Below are 14,713 nucleotides of genomic sequence, written 5' to 3'. Positions count from 1 at the left end.
GGGTGGCTGCCGCTGGCCATGGGGGTGGCGGCGGTGCGCGCCTGCGGCTTCGTCGCCCAGGTGGCCCCGTCGCTGAAGTGGCCCAACGACGTGCTCGGCCCCTCCGGCGGCAAGCTCGCCGGGATCCTGGCCGAGGCCGACTTCTCCGGCGGGGGCCCGGCGGTGGTGGTGGGCATGGGGCTGAACGTGGCCCAGGGGCGCGGGGAGCTGCCGGTGGACACGGCCACCTCCCTGGTGCTGGAGGGCGACCCGCACGGCGACCGGGACCCGCTGCTGCGCGCGGTGCTGCGCGCCTTCGCCGACGTGTACCGCGGCTGGGAGGCGGCCGGGGGCGACGCCGAGGAGAGCGGCCTGGCCCGCGAGTACCGGCAGGCCTGCGCCACGCTCGGGCGCCGGGTGCGGGTGCACCTGCCCGCCGGGCGGCTGCTGGAGGGGGAGGCCGAGGACGTGGACGCCGAGGGGCGGCTCGTCGTGCGCCCGGACGCGGGCGCGGCGCAGGCGGTGAGCGCGGGCGACGTGGTCCACGTGCGCTAGGGGGTGTTGCTTGGATCATGACCTACTGCGCGGCGCCCAGGCACGCCCCTCGCTGCGTTCTCATCAGTCGACAGCGCGCCCAGGCTGACTCCTTCTTCGGCCTTGCGATGGACGCACCTGGACACCGCTCGCTACGGCCACGATCCAAGCAACACCCCCCAGGGGCGCCAGGGCCCCCTGCTGGGGGCCGCACCGGCGTGGCACCATGGAGGCCACGCCAGATGCCCGGAGGCCGGGGCGTTCTTGACGGGGAGAGGTCCCGCCCGCTAAACCGACAGTGACACTCATGTGATCGCGTGGGACCCGGACCGTTATCCGAGGCCCGCCCACCACCGCAGCGAAGACGAGAGAACGTATGCCCGCGCGTCCGGACCCCGAGCAGATCGAAGCCGCCTTGTTGGGAGGGGAGGCGCGCCATACCCGCGCCGAGGCCGTACGGCTCTCCGGCGCCCCGCCCGAGTTCGCCGGGCGGGTCTGGCGGGCCCTGGGCTTCCCCAGCCGCGGCGAGGACGCCGCCGCGTTCACCGACAGCGACGTCGAGGCGCTGCGGACCGCCGCCGACCTGCTGGCCGACGGCAAGGTGGACGAGGAGGCCGCGATCCGGCTGGCCCGGTCCATGGGCCAGACCATGGCCCGCCTGGCCGAGTGGCAGACCAGCATCGTGTCCAACCTGGCCTTCGGGCGCCGCGAGGGCGAGGACGCAGAGGGGCCGGAGGGGCCCGAGGGGCCGGAGGGCGCCGGGGACGACGACGGCCTGGGGCCGCTGGTGGGCCTCACCCGCGAGCTGCTGCCGGACGTGGAGAAGCTGCTGGTGCACATCTGGCGGCGGCAGCTCGCCGCCTCCTCGGCGCGGCGGCTGGCCTTCATGGAGAGCAGCGACGACGCCGCGCCCACCTACTTCCCGCTGGCCGTGGGCTTCGCCGACCTGGTGTCCTTCACCAACCTCAGCCGCGAGCTGGACGAGGTGGAGCTGGCCGAGGTGGTCGAGGGGTTCGAGTCCACCGCCACCGACATCGTCTCCTCCGGCGGCGGCCGGGTCGTCAAGACCCTCGGCGACGAGGTGTTCTTCGTCGCCAACACCCCGCGCCAGGCCGCCGAGATCGCGCTGCGCCTGTCCGACGGGGTCGCCACCGACATCGAGGTGCCCGACGTGCGGGTGGGGGTGGCCTTCGGGCCGATCCTGGCGCTGCTGGGCGACGTGTTCGGCACCACCGTGAACCGGGCCAGCCGCCTGACCTCCTTCGCCCGGCCGGGCTCGGTGCTCATCGACGACGCCATGGCCGAGCAGCTCGAAGGCGAGTCGGCGCTGCAGGTGGCGGCGGTGCGCCCGCGCCACGCGCACGGGCTGGGACGGCTCCAGCCCTACGCGCTGCGCCGCGTGTTCACCCCCGCCCCGGCCACCCCGGCGCCGGGGGCCTGAGGGCCGCCGCCCCGGGCCCGCGGCCGCTCCGCGGGCCGTGCTTGCGCCGGGGCGGCGCGGGGCATGGGAAGGGGAAGACAGGGGCCGACCCCGAGGAGCGCTGGTGTCCCACGATCCCCACCCCGCCGGCGGCACCGGCCGCGCGGTGCGCGCCGTCGTCGCACGTGAGAAGAACGCCCCCGTATCGCTGGAGACCGTGATCGTCCCCGACCCCGGCCCGGGGGAGGCGCGGGTGGAGGTGCAGGCCTGCGGGGTCTGCCACACCGACCTGCACTACCGCCAGGGCGGCATCGGGGACGAGTTCCCCTACCTGCTCGGCCACGAGGCCGCGGGCGTGGTCGAGGCCGTCGGCCCGGGCGCCGGGGACCTGGAGCCCGGCGACTTCGTGGTCCTGAACTGGCGGGCGGTGTGCGGCCGCTGCCGCGCCTGCGCCCGCGGCCGCCCCTGGTACTGCTTCGACACCGCCAACGCGTCCCAGCCGATGGTGCTGGCCGACGGCACCCCGCTCTCCCCGGCGCTGGGCATCGGCGCGTTCGCCGAGGCCACCCTGGTCGCCGCCGGGCAGTGCACCAAGGTCGACCCCGCCGCCGACCCGGCCGCCGCCGGGCTCCTCGGGTGCGGGGTGATGGCCGGGCTGGGCGCGGCCGTCAACACCGGCGGGGTGGGGCGCGGCGACACCGTGGCGGTGATCGGCTGCGGCGGGGTGGGCTCGGCCGCGGTGGCCGGGGCCCGGCTGGCCGGGGCCGCCCGGATCATCGCCGTCGACGTCGACCCCCGCAAGCTGGAGTGGGCCGCCTCGCTGGGCGCCACCGACACGGTCAACGCCCGCGAGCAGGCCCCGGTGGCCGCGATCCGCGAGCGCACCGGCGGGTTCGGCGCCGACGTGGTGATCGACGCGGTGGGCCGCCCCGAGACCTTCCGGCAGGCGTTCTACGCCCGCGACCTGGCGGGCACCGCCGTCCTGGTGGGGGTGCCCACCCCCGAGATGCGGGCCGAGCTGCCGCTGCTGGACGTGTTCGGGCGCGGCGGGGCGGTCAAGTCCTCCTGGTACGGGGACTGCCTGCCCTCCCGGGACTTCCCGCTGCTGATCGACCTGTACCTGCAGGGGCGGCTGGACCTGGACGCGTTCGTGTCCGAGCGGATCGCCCTGGACGGCGTGGAGGAGGCCTTCGAGCGGATGGGCAAGGGGAGCGTGCTGCGATCGGTGGTGGTCCGCTGAATGGCCGAGGCGTCCGTGCGGCCCGTGCAGAGCCTGGTGACCTCCGGCGTGTTCGCCCTGGACGGCGGCGAGTGGGAGGTGGAGAACAACGTCTGGATCGTCGGCGACGACCGCACGGCCGTCGTCATCGACGCCGCCCACGACCATGAGGCCGTGGCCCGCGCGCTGGGCGACCGCGAGCTGATGGCGGTGGTGTGCACGCACGGGCACAACGACCACGTCAACGCGGCGGTGGCGCTGGCCGGCCTGTGCGACGCGCCGATCCTGCTGCACCCCGACGACACCGAGCTGTGGCACCGGGTGCACCCCGACACCGAGCCGGACGCGCCGCTGCTGGACGGCGAGCGGCTGCAGGCCGGAGGGGTGGAGCTGGAGGTGCTGCACACCCCCGGGCACTCGCCCGGCGGGGTGTGCCTGTACGCGGAGCGGGAGGGGGTGGTGTTCACCGGGGACACCCTGTTCAGCGGCGGTCCGGGCGCCACGGGGCGGTCGCTGTCGGACTTCTCCGCCATCATCGCCTCGATCCGGGACCGGCTGCTGGTCCTGCCGCCCGGGACGGTGGTGCACACCGGCCACGGCCCCTCCACCACCATCGGCGCGGAGGCCCCGCACCTGCAGGAGTGGATCGAGAGGGGGTACTAGGGGGACGAGCGGGTCCTGCCCTCACACCGGTCCGGTGGCCTTGTCCAGGCCCTCGCCGCCGACCGGGAGGAAGACCGCGAACGTGGGCGGGTTGGCCTGCACCAGCTCCAGCCGGGCGCCCTCGGACTCGGCGATGTGCCGGGCCAGGGCCAGGCCCAGGCCGGTGCCGCCGGCGCCGCTCACCTCGCGGTCGAAGATCTTGCCGACCAGGTGCTCGGGGACGCCCTCGCCCTCGTCGCCCACCTCGATGCGGACCGAGTGGCCGCCGTCGACCACGTTCACCGTGACGGTGCCGCGCCCGTGCACCGCCGCGTTCTCCACCAGCACCGCCATGATCTGCGTCAGGTCCATGGGCACCGTCATCGCGGTCATCCCCTTGGCGCCGGTGAGCCGCAGCACCCGCCCGTTCTGCCGGAACATCGGCGCCCACTCGCCGACGAACCGCTCCAGCAGCCGGTCCACGCTGACCGGCTCCACCTCCGGGTTCTGGCTCTTGCGGGCCCGCCCCAGCAGGCTCTCCACGGTCTGGGTGAGCCGCTCGGCCTGCTGCAGCGCCGCCTCGCCCTCCTCGCGCACCACGGCGGGGTCGTCGGCCTCGGCGATGATCTCCTCCAGGCGCATGGTCAGCGCCGTCAGCGGGGTGCGCAGCTGGTGGGAGGCGTCGGTGGCGAAGTGCCGCTCGGTGGCGATCAGCCCGGCGATCCGCTCGGCGCTGCGGTCCAGCACCTCGGCGACCCGGTCGGCCTCGGGGATGCCGTAGCGGTGCCCCCAGGGGGTGGCCACCCCCGACCCCAGGCGCTCGGCGGTGGCCGCCAGGTCCACCAGCGGCAACGTCAGCCGCCGCGCCTGCAGGATCGCCAGCCCCACCGCCACCCCGATGGCCAGCAGCGACAGCGAGGCGATGCCGAGCCAGGCGTTGAACACGCTCTCCTGGATGGGGCGGGTGCTGCGCCAGACCTCGACCCGGACGCCGCCGGAGGAGACCGTCTCGGCGTTCATCACGGCGCGGCTGCCGGTGTCGGGGGAGTGGTCCCAGCCGCCCGCCCGCACCGGGTCGGCGGAGCCCGGGGGTGTCAGGCGGATCGCCAGGTCCGGGTAGACCTGGGCGAAGTGCGGGACGTCGATGCCGCCCTCGTTCTGCAGCTGGGCGTCGGCGTCGGCCGCGATCACGTCGGCGTCCTGCTGGAGCGCGCGTCCGGCCTCCTCGTAGGCCGACCGGTACACCAGGGCGCCCAGCGGCAGGCCGAGGAGCAGGACCGCGATCACGGTCACCACGAGTGTGGAGAACAGCATCCGCCTGCGCATGTCGTCCCTTCTGGTCGGGCCCCCGTTCCGGCGGCCGTCCGCGGCGCAGGCGGGTGGTCGGCCGCCGCGTCAGTCCCGTTCGAACCGGAACCCGACGCCGCGCACGGTGGTGATGTAGGAGGGCTGGTTGGCGTCGTCCCCGAGCTTGCGGCGGAGCCAGGAGATGTGCATGTCGAGGGTCTTGGTCGATCCCCACCAGTTGGTGTCCCACACCTCGCGCATGATCTGCTCGCGGGTGACCACCTTGCCGGCCTCGCGCACCAGGACCCGCAGCAGGTCGAACTCCTTCGTGGTGAGCTGCAGCTCCTCCTCGCCCAGCCAGGCGCGGCGCGAGTCGTTGTCGATCCGCACCCCGTGGACCACCGGGACCTCGGCCCCGCCCCGGCGCAGCAGCGCCCGGACCCGGGCCAGCAGTTCGGCCAGCCGGAACGGTTTGGTGACGTAGTCGTCGGCTCCGGCGTCCAGCCCCACCACGGTGTCGACCTCGTCGGCCCGCGCCGTCAGGATGAGGATGGGTGTGGTGTGCCCCTCGGCGCGCAGCCGCCGGGCGACCTCGAGCCCGTCCATCTCCGGCAGGCCCAGGTCAAGGACCATCAGGTCGATGTCCCCCGCGCGGGCGCGGTCGAGGGTGTCGGTGCCGTTGACGGTCACGTCCACGGTATAGCCCTCGCGGCGCAGGGCGCGCGCGAGCGGCTCGTAGATCGAGGTGTCGTCTTCGGCCAGCAGAACGCAGGTCATGGTGGAGATCGTAAGTGCCGCCAGGGCAATTCACTATTATGCGCGCCGTATGGAGCAGGGGTGGATGAAATCACCGGTGCGCGGCCCGGACGATATCGGGTGTGAAGGGCGTCCGGTACCGCCCTTTGCCGTTCTTTGAACGCGGATTGGGGGAAAACGTGCGCCTCAGGCCCCTTGGCGTGCCTGCTCGCCGGGCTCCTCCGGCTCCCGGGGGGCCGCGGGGAACACCCATGTTCGATAGGACCAGAACCGGAACAGCGACCCCATACCGACACCGATCACGTTTCCCGCGATATTGCGCGCCAATGGCCCGTCCAGCCCCAACCCGTACACGGCCGCCCACAGGCAGGCGAGTTGGATCAGCAGCCCGACCCCGTTCATGATGAAGAACAGGGCGTATTCGCGGCCCAGGCCGGTGCGGGCGCGGTGGCCGAAGGTCCAGTACCGGTTGCCCGCGAACGCGACCAGGGTGGCGACCACGGTGCCGACCGCCTGGCCGGCCAGGGCGGGGGCGTCCAGCACCGACCACAGCACGTTGGTCGTGGCCAGCTGTACCGCGTAGGCGACCGCGCCCACGGCCCCGAACTTGGCGGCCTCGTGGACGATGTGGGCGGACCTGCGGTACAGGCCGGTCGCAAATCGCATGGTCGCTCCGTTCCCGCCCGGCGGCGGTCACTAGACTGCGGTCGGCATGGGAGATCGTTCGCCGGAGCAGCGTACGGCCGCAAGGATCGACTAGTGAGGCGTTGAGGAAACAGTGAGTGAGCTTAACCGCACGGTCCCCCGTGTCGGAATGGTGGGGGGCGGGCAGCTCGCGCGGATGACCCACCAGGCGGGGATCGCCCTGGGCGCGGACTTCGGCGTACTGGCCGCCTCCCCGACCGACAGCGCCGCGCTGGTCTGCGGGGACGTGCGCCTGGGTGACGACCGCGGGCTGGAGGACCTGCTGGCCTTCGGCAAGTCCTGCGACGTCCTCACCTTCGACCACGAGCACGTGCCCGAGCCGGTGCTGCGCCGCCTGGAGGAGGAGGGCGTGGTGCTGCGCCCGGGCCGGGACGCGCTCCGGTTCGCCCAGGACAAGCTGCGCATGCGGGTGCGCGCCGGGGAGCTGGGGGCGCCGTGCCCGCGCTGGCGCCCGGTCTCCGAGACCGCGCACGTGGCGGCCTTCGCCGAGGAGGCCGGCTGGCCGGTGGTGCTCAAGGCGGCCCGCGGCGGCTACGACGGCAAGGGCGTGTGGGTGGTCGGGACCGCCGCCGAGGCCCGCGCCGTGGTCGAGCGGGCGGCCGCCGAGGAGGTGCCGCTGCTGGTGGAGGAGAAGGTGGACTTCTCCCGCGAGCTGGCGGTGCAGGTGGCGCGCTCGCCCTATGGGCAGGTGGCGGCCTACCCGGTGGTGGAGACGGTGCAGCGCGACGGCATCTGCCACGAGGTGGTGGCCCCGGCGCCCGGGCTCGACCCCGACACCGCGGTGCACGCCCAGGAGCTGGCCATCGAGCTGGCGCACGCGCTGGGCGTGGTGGGCATGCTGGCGGTGGAGCTGTTCGCCACCGCCGACGGCGTGGTCGTCAACGAGCTGGCGATGCGCCCGCACAACTCCGGGCACTGGACCATCGAGGGCGCCCGCACCTCCCAGTTCGAGAACCACCTGCGGGCCGTGCTGGACCTGCCGCTGGGCTCCCCGGAGGCGGCGGCCCCGGTCACCGTGATGGCCAACCTGCTCGGGGGTGGGGACCCCGACGTCTACGGCCGCTACATCCACGTCATGGCCAAGGACCCCGGCCTGAAGGTGCACTTCTACGGCAAGCAGGTGCGCCCGGGCCGCAAGATCGGGCACGTGACCGTGCTCGGAGACGACCCCGAAGAACTGCTCGCGCGCGCCCGCGACGCGGCCGCCTACCTCAAGGGAGACCCCCAGTGACCGACAACGCCCCGGCCCCGGCCGTCGGCATCGTGATGGGCAGCGACTCCGACTGGCCGGTGATGCGCGACGCCGCCGCCGCCCTGGAGGAGTTCGGCATCGCCTACGAGGCCGACGTGGTCTCGGCGCACCGGATGCCGCACGAGATGATCGAGTACGGCTCGCGCGCGGCCGACCGCGGCCTGCGGGCGGTCATCGCCGGGGCGGGCGGCGCGGCCCACCTGCCGGGGATGCTGGCGGCGGTGACGCCGCTCCCGGTGATCGGCGTGCCGGTGCCGCTCAAGCACCTGGACGGGATGGACTCGCTGCTGTCCATCGTGCAGATGCCGGCCGGGGTGCCGGTGGCCACGGTCGCCGTGGGGGCGGCCCGCAACGCCGGGCTGCTGGCGGTGCGGATGCTCGCCTCGGGCGATGAGGAGCTGCGCGGGCGCATGGAGGAGTTCCAGGAGGAGCTCAAGCGCCTGGCCAAGGCCAAGGGCGAGCGCCTGCGCAAGGAGACCGCGGAGGGCGGCCCGAAGGTCGGCTTCGCCGCCGGGCAGGGCTGAGCCGGGGCGGGGTCACTGGGCGCCGGACGGCCGCCCCCACTGCGACCACACCTCGTCGGGGATGTGGCCGACCAGGTCGACCAGCCCGTCCAGGCGCTCCAGCACGGCGCCCGGGGCGGGCCCGCCCCCGGTGCTGATGAGCAGGGCGCCGTCGACCACCAGGTCGGCGATCCCGGTGCGGCGGATGTCCGCGCGCACGCCCTCGTCCAGCAGGGCCAGCGCGAAGCGGCGGTCCCGGGCTTCGGCGTACAGGTCGTGCGCCCCGCCCTCGCGGTCCTGCACGTAGGCGTAGGGGAGCCGGGCGGGCAGCTCCAGGGAGTGCACCACCAGGGCGTGTGGGCCGGGGCCGTACAGGTAGTCGAAGAGGCGGAAGGCGCGGCCCCGGTGCACCCCCGAGACCTCGTCCGCCACCCTGCCGAGCGGGCCCGGCGGCAGGGCGGTGCGCGGCCAGCCCCGCAGCGCGCGGGTGTCGCGCTCGGTGTAGGTCCACCCGTGCTCGGCGGCCAGCGCCCTGCGGGCGGCGGTCCGGTCGGAGGCGGTGCCGGGGGTGCGCGGTGCTCGCATGGGCCTGCCCTACCCCCGGCGGGCGCGGGCGAACCTCCCCCTCGGGGGAGGGTTCACCCCATCAGCCGCGGCCATTCGATCGCCGGGCAGCGGTCCATGACCATGGTGCGCCCGGCCGCGCGCACGCGGGCGGCGGCGCCGTGGTCGACCACGCCGAGCTGGAACCAGACCGCCCGGATGTCGTCGCGGGCCAGCGCCTCGTCGGCGACGGCCCCGGCGGCCTCGGAGCGGCGGAAGACGTCGGCGACGTCCACGCGGAAGGGGATGTCGGCGAGCGAGGCGTAGCCGGGCTCGCCGTGCACGGCGGCCGCCGACGGGTGCACCGGGACGATGCGCTTGCCCTGGGACTTGAGGAAACCGGCGACGCGGTGGGCGGGGCGGGACGGGTCGCCGCCCAGGCCGACGACGGCCCAGACCTCGCACGTGCGCAGGATGTCCCGGATCTCGTCGTCGCTCGGGGCGCCGTCGCCGGTGCCGCCGTTGCCGTTGCCGTTCATGGGGCCATTGTGCCCGGGGGCGGGCCGCCGCCCGCCCCCGGGGCGCGCCCTAGCCGCCGAATACGGGGTAGTGGTCGCTGTGGTCGGTGTAGGTGTAGTCCTGGCCGCCGGAGGTGACGGTCCAGGGCTCGCTGTGCACCTCGTCGGTGCGGTTGGTGTAGGAGGACGGGGCGGCGCCGTTGGCGATGGGCAGTACGTGGTCGAGCTGTTCGCCGGGCCAGTCGCCGTACCGGTCGGCGGCGATGGAGTTGGTGGCGGTGTCGAAGGAGTACCCGTGCCCGGTGTAGTCCGGGCGGACCGCGCCGAGCTGGTCGATCATGGCGTCGTACTCCGCCGATCCGCCGACCACGTTGAGGTCCCCGGCCACATAGACGGGCTCGTCGTCGGGGACGGCCTTGTCCTCCAGGACGGTGGCGATCCGGTCGAGCTGGGACCAGCGCACGTCGACATCCAGGTCGCCCGCGCAGCCGTCGTCCTCGGACTGCAGGTGGGTGCCGACCACGTGCACGGGCCCGCCGGGGGTGTCCAGCTCCACGTAGGCGAAGCCCTTGGAGGAGAACCAGTCGCCGCCGCAGGCGTCCTGGTAGATGTACTGCTCCCGGCGGACGATCGGCCAGCGGCTGAGCACGGCCACGCCGCCGTCCTCGGAGGTCTCCCAGCGGTAGCCGGAGGTGTGGTCCCAGCCGGAGGCGGAGCGGCCCACGACGGGGGTGGCGTAGGGGTACTCCCCGGACAGGTTGTCGATGAGCCGGTCGGAGGAGGAGTTGTCGAAGGCCTCCTGGAGGACGACGACGTCCTGGCCGGAGACCACGCCGTCCTCGGCGATCAGGTCGGCCCTGCGGTCCTGCCCCCAGTTGGGGTACAGGTTCTTCGACATGAGGAAGACGTTGTAGGTGGCGATCCCGGGGGCGCCCGATGCGTCGGCGGCGGCGGCCGGAGGGGCGGCGACCGCCGTCGAGGCGCCGAGCGCGGTCCCCAGGGCGAGGGCGAACATGAAATTGTTTCGCTTTCTCATGTCCGCCCAGCCTTCAGGGGCGGGGTCTCCCGTTGGTTACCGGCGGGTAGCCATGGGGTATCGGCTCGGCGGCGGGCCGGGGCCGGGGGCGCTCAGGGGCGGCCCAGTGCTCGGTACGTCCAGCCGCGGGCGCGCCAGTGCTCGGGGTCGAGCACGTTCCGCCCGTCCACGATCTTCCGTTCGGAGACCACCTTGCCCAGCTCCTCCGGGTCGGCGTCGCGGAACTCGGCCCACTCGGTGAGCAGCAGCACCACCTCGGCGTCGCGCACCGCCTCCAGCATCGAGCGGGAGTAGTTCAGCTCGGGGTGCTCGCGCTCGGCGCGCTCCAGCGCCTCGGGGTCGTAGACGGTCACCCGGGCCCCCAGCGACGCGATCGTGGAGGCCACGTCCAGCGCGGGCGAGTCGCGGATGTCGTCGGAGTTGGGTTTGAACGCCGCCCCCAGCACCCCGACCGTGCGCCCGGCGAACCCGCCGCCGATCAGGGCGCGGGCGATGTCCACCGTGCGGGCGCGGCGGCGCTGGTTGATGGCGTCCACCTCGCGCAGGAAGGACAGTGCGGGCTCCACGCCCAGCTCGTCCGCGCGGGCCATGAACGCCCGGATGTCCTTGGGCAGGCACCCCCCGCCGAAGCCCAGGCCCGGCCCGAGGAACTTGCCGCCGATCCGGTCGTCGTAGGACAGCGCCTTGGCGAGCTGCATCACGTCGGCCCCGGCCGCCTCGGAGACCTCGGCCATCGCGTTGATGAAGGAGATCTTGGTGGCCAGGAAGGCGTTGGCGGAGATCTTCACCAGCTCGGCCGTCTGCAGGTCGGTGACCAGGAACGGGATGCCCGCCTCGATCTGCGGCGCGGACACCTCGCGCATCGCCGCCTCGACCCGCGGCGAGTCGGTGCCGATCACGATCCGGTTGGGGCGCAGGGTGTCCTCCACCCCGAACCCCTCGCGCAGGAACTCCGGGCTCCAGCCCAGCTCCACCGCGTCCCCGGCGGGGGCCAGTTCGCGGACGCGGGCGGCCAGCACCGCGGCGGTGCCCACCGGCACGGTGGACTTGCCGATCACCACGGAGGGGCGGTCCAGCCGGGGGGCCAGCGCCTCCACCGAGGACTTGACGAAGGACAGGTCGGCGGCGCCGGAGTCGTCCCGCTGCGGCGTGCCCACGCAGATGAAGTGCAGGTCGGCGAAGGCCGCCACCTCGTCGTAGTCGGTGGTGAAGCGCAGCCGCCCGGCCTCCAGGTTGCGGGCCAGGACCTCCTCCAGGCCCGGCTCGTAGAAGGGGACCCGGCCCGCGGACAGGCTCTCCACCTTCGCCCGGTCGACGTCCAGGCCGATGACCTCGAACCCCAGTTCGGCCATGCAGGCGGCATGGGTGGCGCCGAGGTAGCCGGTGCCGATGACCGAGATCCTGGTGCGCGCTTCTGAGACCAATGGTCCGTCCTTCCTTACGACCGGCAAAGCATCGTAGTACCGGCGCGGGCGGTCGGTCCCGGGGCCCCGTCGACCCGGCCGCTGGGAGGCGTCGTACAGGAAGGTGTTTCCGGAACCGGGTCGGGGGCAACCCCGGTGCGCGCCAAAAGCGCCGGGCGGTGCCGGGAGGCGGGGCGGGGGAGAGGGGCCGCGCGTGTCCTGCGGCGGTAGCGCGCCCCAGGCTACCGCTTGCGGGAGAACGGGATGGTCGTCCGCTCCGGGTCGGCGCCCTGGGCGGCGGGACCGTCGGGCTCCGCCGCGGGCGGCGGTACGGGCCCCGGTGCGGGCCCCGGGTCCGGTTCGGCGGCCGGCGCCGGGGCGGGCGCGGGCGCCCGGCCGCGCCTGTTCGGCCGCCACCGGGACGGCGACAGCGCCGCGATCACCAGCAGGGTGCCCAGCACCAGGGCGAACGGCAGCGCCGGGCCCTCCGGGTGGGCGGGGCCGCCGGGGATCCACGCGGGCACGGTCTGCGGCGCGGTCACCGGCCACAGCGCGTAGGCCAGCAGCGGCAGGCCGCAGGCCAGCGACCCGATCGGGGGGATGCGCCCCCCGACGAGGAACCCGCCCGCGGCGCCCGCCGCCATCAGCACGCCCAGCGGAGCGGTGTCGGAGGCCTGCGGCGCGGTGTCCGCGGCCCAGGCGGCGCCGAACCAGATCGCGGGGGCCAGGGCCAGCCCGGCCAGGAAGGTGAGGAGTTGGCGCAGCACGGCGACCTCCGCGTGATCGGGGCCGGGACTCTCCCGTTCACGGTATCGGCTCCCCGCGCCCCCAGGGCGGCACCCGGGCGCCTCACAGCGCCCGCTTGGCCGCCCCTCCGAAGGCGCCCACGGCCGCTCCCAGGGCGAACATGGCGGCCTCGTCCTCGCTCATGTGCACGATGCCCGAGACGAGTTTCACCGCGTAGGGCCGTGGACCCGCCGGGCCGATCTCGACGCCGTCGATGACGCCCTGGGCGTGCAGCAGTTTCAGGGCCTCGCCGATCTGCCTCGGGCGGTCTCCCTCGGATAGCAGCGCCATAGGCCGATCCTAGATTAGGATCGGCCCCACGATCGGGCTGATCGGTCGGCCGTCTTGCGGGGGGCGTGTGCGGTGTGGTCGGCGATGACGCGCTGGTTGTGCGAGAGCTGCCGGCGTCCGAACCCGGAGAAGTGGGACTACTGCACCTACTGCTTCAACCCCAAGCCGGGCTTTCGCCCCGCTCCGGGGCTCACCCGCCACAGACGTTGTCCCGGGCGGTAGCCGTGCGCGGCCCCGCCTCCGGGGACGACGGCGCCGCCTCGGGCTCGGGCTCGGGGTTGTCCACCGGGACCACCCCGGTGTAGTCGAACCCCAGCACGAGCTGCACCTCCCCGCTCAGCGTGGCGTCCTCGCGCGGCTCGGCGCCCGGCACGGCGGAGGCGACCAGCTCGGCGGCGGCCTCGTCGCCCGGCGCATGGCGCACCGTCGTCACCTCCTCATCGCGCGAGCTCCAGTTCCGCGCCTCGCCGGGCACCGAGAACCCGGTCGCCTCCAGGTCCCGGGCGGCCTGCCCGCCGAGCCCGGGGGTGCCGATCCCGTTGAACACCTGCACCCGCACCTCGCCCGGCACCGGCGGCGCCTCCTCGTGCCCCTGCGCCTCCCGGGAGGCCCCTCCGGCGGGCTCGGCGCCGTCGAGCGGCTTGTCCGCCGCCACCCGGGCGAACATCTCCTGGGCCGCCTTGCGGTCCCAGGTCACCGCCACGTCGCCGCGCGGGGTCCAGTAGGCGGCGTCCTCCACCGGCACCTGGGCGAAGGAGACGTCGTCCAGGCCCACCGAGCGCAGCTGCCCGCCCAGCTCGCTGATGGCGGCGGTGTCCAGCCCGCTGTCGACGGTGACCGAGGACAGCGCGGTCTCCAGGAAGGCCGAGAACCGCGCCGGGTCGCCGAGCGTGTCCGTGCTCATCGCCTTGTCCAGCAGCGCCGCCATCACCTGCTGCTGGCGGCCGATGCGGTCCAGGTCGCCCCCGGCGGTCTTGCGGGTGCGGGCGAAGGCCAGCGCCTCGCGCCCGTCCACCTCGTGCGTGCCCGCGGCCATGTCCAGCTTGGCCTTCTCGTCGCTGATCGGCTCGGACAGGCACACCTCGATGCCGCCCAGCGCGTCCACCACCTCGGTGAACCCGGTGAAGTCGATCTCCACGTAGTGGTCGATGCGCACGTGCGTGGCGGCCTCGACGGTGCGCACGGTCAGCTGCGGACCGCCGTGGGCGTAGGCGGCGTTGATCTTGTCCTTGCCGACGCCGGGCACCTCCACCCACGAGTCGCGGGGGATGCCGACCACGCTGATCCGGTCCCGGTCGTCGTTGACGTGCACCAGCATCATGGTGTCCGAGCGCCGCCCCTCGGCGCTGCCCACGCCCAGGTCGCTCTTGGACGAGGAGTCCATCCCCTCCCGCGAGTCGGACCCGATCACCAGGAAGTTCAGCGCGCCGGTGGGGCCGGGGTCGGGGCGCTCGCCCAGCCCGGAGAACACGTCGAACCGGTTGATCTGGCCCGACACCCACCCGGTGAGCGCCCAGGCGGTGCCCGAGGCCAGCAGCACCACCACCGACAGCGTCCCGGCCAGCAGCAGGCCCAGACGGCGGCGGCGCACCGAGCGGTCCGGCAGAACCGGTCCGCGCGGCCCGCGCGCGCGGGAGGGCCCCGCGGGCGGGGTGGGGGAGGACCGCACCCTGCGGAACCCTCCGTCGTCCCCGTCACCGCCGCGGTGCCCGCGCCCGCCGTCTCCCCTGCGCTCGCCCACTGGGTTCCTCCAGCCCCCCGATGGCGGCCCTCCGGCCGCCGGAATCCAGGTTGTCATCGAATCCACCGATGGGTCGGCCATGTCGGCCCCGGCGTGTT

At 74.4% G+C, this 14,713-nt stretch carries 16 protein-coding genes; 6 read left to right on the top strand and 10 right to left on the bottom strand.

Annotation, left to right across the window (positions count from 1 at the left end; genetic code table 11):
- The 4 genes from D476_RS0121650 to D476_RS0121635 all read left to right on the top strand — a co-directional run.
- Positions 1-534: biotin--[acetyl-CoA-carboxylase] ligase (locus tag D476_RS0121650; protein ID WP_017626014.1), on the top strand; the 534-nt coding region annotated here is incomplete at its 5' end.
- 355 nt (positions 535-889) lie between these two features.
- On the top strand, positions 890-1,954 hold the full coding sequence (locus D476_RS0121645) for an adenylate/guanylate cyclase domain-containing protein (protein WP_017626013.1): 1,065 nt from the start codon (positions 890-892) through the stop codon (positions 1,952-1,954).
- 103 nt (positions 1,955-2,057) lie between these two features.
- On the top strand, positions 2,058-3,173 hold the full coding sequence (locus D476_RS0121640) for an S-(hydroxymethyl)mycothiol dehydrogenase (protein WP_017626012.1): 1,116 nt from the start codon (positions 2,058-2,060) through the stop codon (positions 3,171-3,173).
- Entirely contained in the window at positions 3,174-3,815 is a 642-nt protein-coding gene (locus D476_RS0121635) for an MBL fold metallo-hydrolase (protein ID WP_017626011.1), read from the top strand. It begins immediately after the preceding gene.
- A 21-nt stretch (positions 3,816-3,836) separates the two neighbouring features.
- On the opposite strand, the gene D476_RS0121630 is transcribed toward D476_RS0121635, so the two are convergent.
- From D476_RS0121630 to D476_RS0121620, 3 genes are all read right to left on the bottom strand, one after another.
- A complete protein-coding gene (locus D476_RS0121630) occupies positions 3,837-5,120 on the bottom strand; it encodes a sensor histidine kinase (RefSeq protein WP_026123734.1) in 1,284 nt (427 codons plus the stop codon).
- 69 nt (positions 5,121-5,189) lie between these two features.
- Positions 5,190-5,858, bottom strand: coding sequence for a response regulator transcription factor (locus D476_RS0121625; protein WP_017626009.1), 669 nt, complete (start codon positions 5,856-5,858; stop codon positions 5,190-5,192).
- A gap of 165 nt (positions 5,859-6,023) precedes the next feature.
- Entirely contained in the window at positions 6,024-6,503 is a 480-nt protein-coding gene (locus tag D476_RS0121620) for a GtrA family protein (RefSeq protein WP_017626008.1), read from the bottom strand.
- Between the two features lie 112 nt (positions 6,504-6,615).
- On the opposite strand from D476_RS0121620, the gene D476_RS0121615 reads away from it, so the two are divergent.
- Both D476_RS0121615 and purE read left to right on the top strand, forming a co-directional pair.
- The gene (locus tag D476_RS0121615) at positions 6,616-7,773 is read left to right on the top strand and encodes a 5-(carboxyamino)imidazole ribonucleotide synthase (RefSeq protein WP_083939600.1); all 1,158 of its coding nucleotides are present in this window, start codon (positions 6,616-6,618) and stop codon (positions 7,771-7,773) included.
- A gap of 35 nt (positions 7,774-7,808) precedes the next feature.
- Entirely contained in the window at positions 7,809-8,318 is a 510-nt protein-coding gene (purE, locus tag D476_RS0121610; RefSeq protein ID WP_394296940.1) for a 5-(carboxyamino)imidazole ribonucleotide mutase, read from the top strand.
- Between the two features lie 12 nt (positions 8,319-8,330).
- On the opposite strand, the gene D476_RS0121605 is transcribed toward purE, so the two are convergent.
- The 7 genes from D476_RS0121605 to D476_RS0121575 all read right to left on the bottom strand — a co-directional run bounded on the left by D476_RS0121605 (position 8,331) and on the right by D476_RS0121575 (position 14,615).
- Positions 8,331-8,882 carry a type III secretion system chaperone family protein gene (locus D476_RS0121605; protein WP_017626005.1) on the bottom strand — a complete coding sequence of 184 codons (552 nt, stop codon included), beginning with the start codon at positions 8,880-8,882 and terminating at the stop codon, positions 8,331-8,333.
- A gap of 53 nt (positions 8,883-8,935) precedes the next feature.
- The gene (locus D476_RS0121600; RefSeq protein WP_017626004.1) at positions 8,936-9,379 is read right to left on the bottom strand and encodes a CoA-binding protein; all 444 of its coding nucleotides are present in this window, start codon (positions 9,377-9,379) and stop codon (positions 8,936-8,938) included.
- Between the two features lie 49 nt (positions 9,380-9,428).
- Positions 9,429-10,373, bottom strand: coding sequence for a sphingomyelin phosphodiesterase (sph, locus tag D476_RS0121595; protein WP_017626003.1), 945 nt, complete (start codon positions 10,371-10,373; stop codon positions 9,429-9,431).
- Positions 10,374-10,486: 113 nt separating this feature from the next.
- Positions 10,487-11,818, bottom strand: a complete 1,332-nt coding sequence (locus tag D476_RS0121590; protein ID WP_017626002.1) for a UDP-glucose dehydrogenase family protein — start codon at positions 11,816-11,818, stop codon at positions 10,487-10,489.
- Positions 11,819-12,039: 221 nt separating this feature from the next.
- Complete coding sequence (locus D476_RS0121585; protein ID WP_017626001.1) at positions 12,040-12,564, bottom strand: hypothetical protein; 525 nt, start codon at positions 12,562-12,564, stop codon at positions 12,040-12,042.
- Between the two features lie 82 nt (positions 12,565-12,646).
- Complete coding sequence (locus D476_RS0121580) at positions 12,647-12,874, bottom strand: hypothetical protein (RefSeq protein WP_017626000.1); 228 nt, start codon at positions 12,872-12,874, stop codon at positions 12,647-12,649.
- Between the two features lie 190 nt (positions 12,875-13,064).
- Positions 13,065-14,615 carry an LCP family protein gene (locus D476_RS0121575; RefSeq protein WP_017625999.1) on the bottom strand — a complete coding sequence of 517 codons (1,551 nt, stop codon included), beginning with the start codon at positions 14,613-14,615 and terminating at the stop codon, positions 13,065-13,067.
- Positions 14,616-14,713 lie beyond the last annotated feature (98 nt).

Origin of the sequence: Nocardiopsis chromatogenes YIM 90109 (assembly GCF_000341185.1) — a bacterium.
GTDB classification, from domain to species: Bacteria; Actinomycetota; Actinomycetes; order Streptosporangiales; family Streptosporangiaceae; genus Nocardiopsis_A; species Nocardiopsis_A chromatogenes.
Note: the sequence above shows the minus strand (reverse complement) of the source record. Positions and strands in the feature narration are given on the sequence as shown.

Bases quoted from the DNA above. Each gene is read 5' to 3' on its own strand.
- D476_RS0121605 (WP_017626005.1), bottom strand. From the start codon at position 8,882: ATGCGAGCACCGCGCACCCCCGGCACCGCCTCCGACCGGACCGCCGCC.
- D476_RS0121625 (WP_017626009.1), bottom strand. From the start codon at position 5,858: ATGACCTGCGTTCTGCTGGCCGAAGACGACACCTCGATCTACGAGCCG.
- D476_RS0121580 (WP_017626000.1), bottom strand. From the start codon at position 12,874: ATGGCGCTGCTATCCGAGGGAGACCGCCCGAGGCAGATCGGCGAGGCC.
- D476_RS0121635 (WP_017626011.1), top strand. From the start codon at position 3,174: ATGGCCGAGGCGTCCGTGCGGCCCGTGCAGAGCCTGGTGACCTCCGGC.
- sph (WP_017626003.1), bottom strand. From the start codon at position 10,373: ATGTTCGCCCTCGCCCTGGGGACCGCGCTCGGCGCCTCGACGGCGGTC.
- D476_RS0121620 (WP_017626008.1), bottom strand. From the start codon at position 6,503: ATGCGATTTGCGACCGGCCTGTACCGCAGGTCCGCCCACATCGTCCAC.
- D476_RS0121600 (WP_017626004.1), bottom strand. From the start codon at position 9,379: ATGAACGGCAACGGCAACGGCGGCACCGGCGACGGCGCCCCGAGCGAC.
- D476_RS0121645 (WP_017626013.1), top strand. From the start codon at position 890: ATGCCCGCGCGTCCGGACCCCGAGCAGATCGAAGCCGCCTTGTTGGGA.
- D476_RS0121630 (WP_026123734.1), bottom strand. From the start codon at position 5,120: ATGCGCAGGCGGATGCTGTTCTCCACACTCGTGGTGACCGTGATCGCG.
- purE (WP_394296940.1), top strand. From the start codon at position 7,809: ATGGGCAGCGACTCCGACTGGCCGGTGATGCGCGACGCCGCCGCCGCC.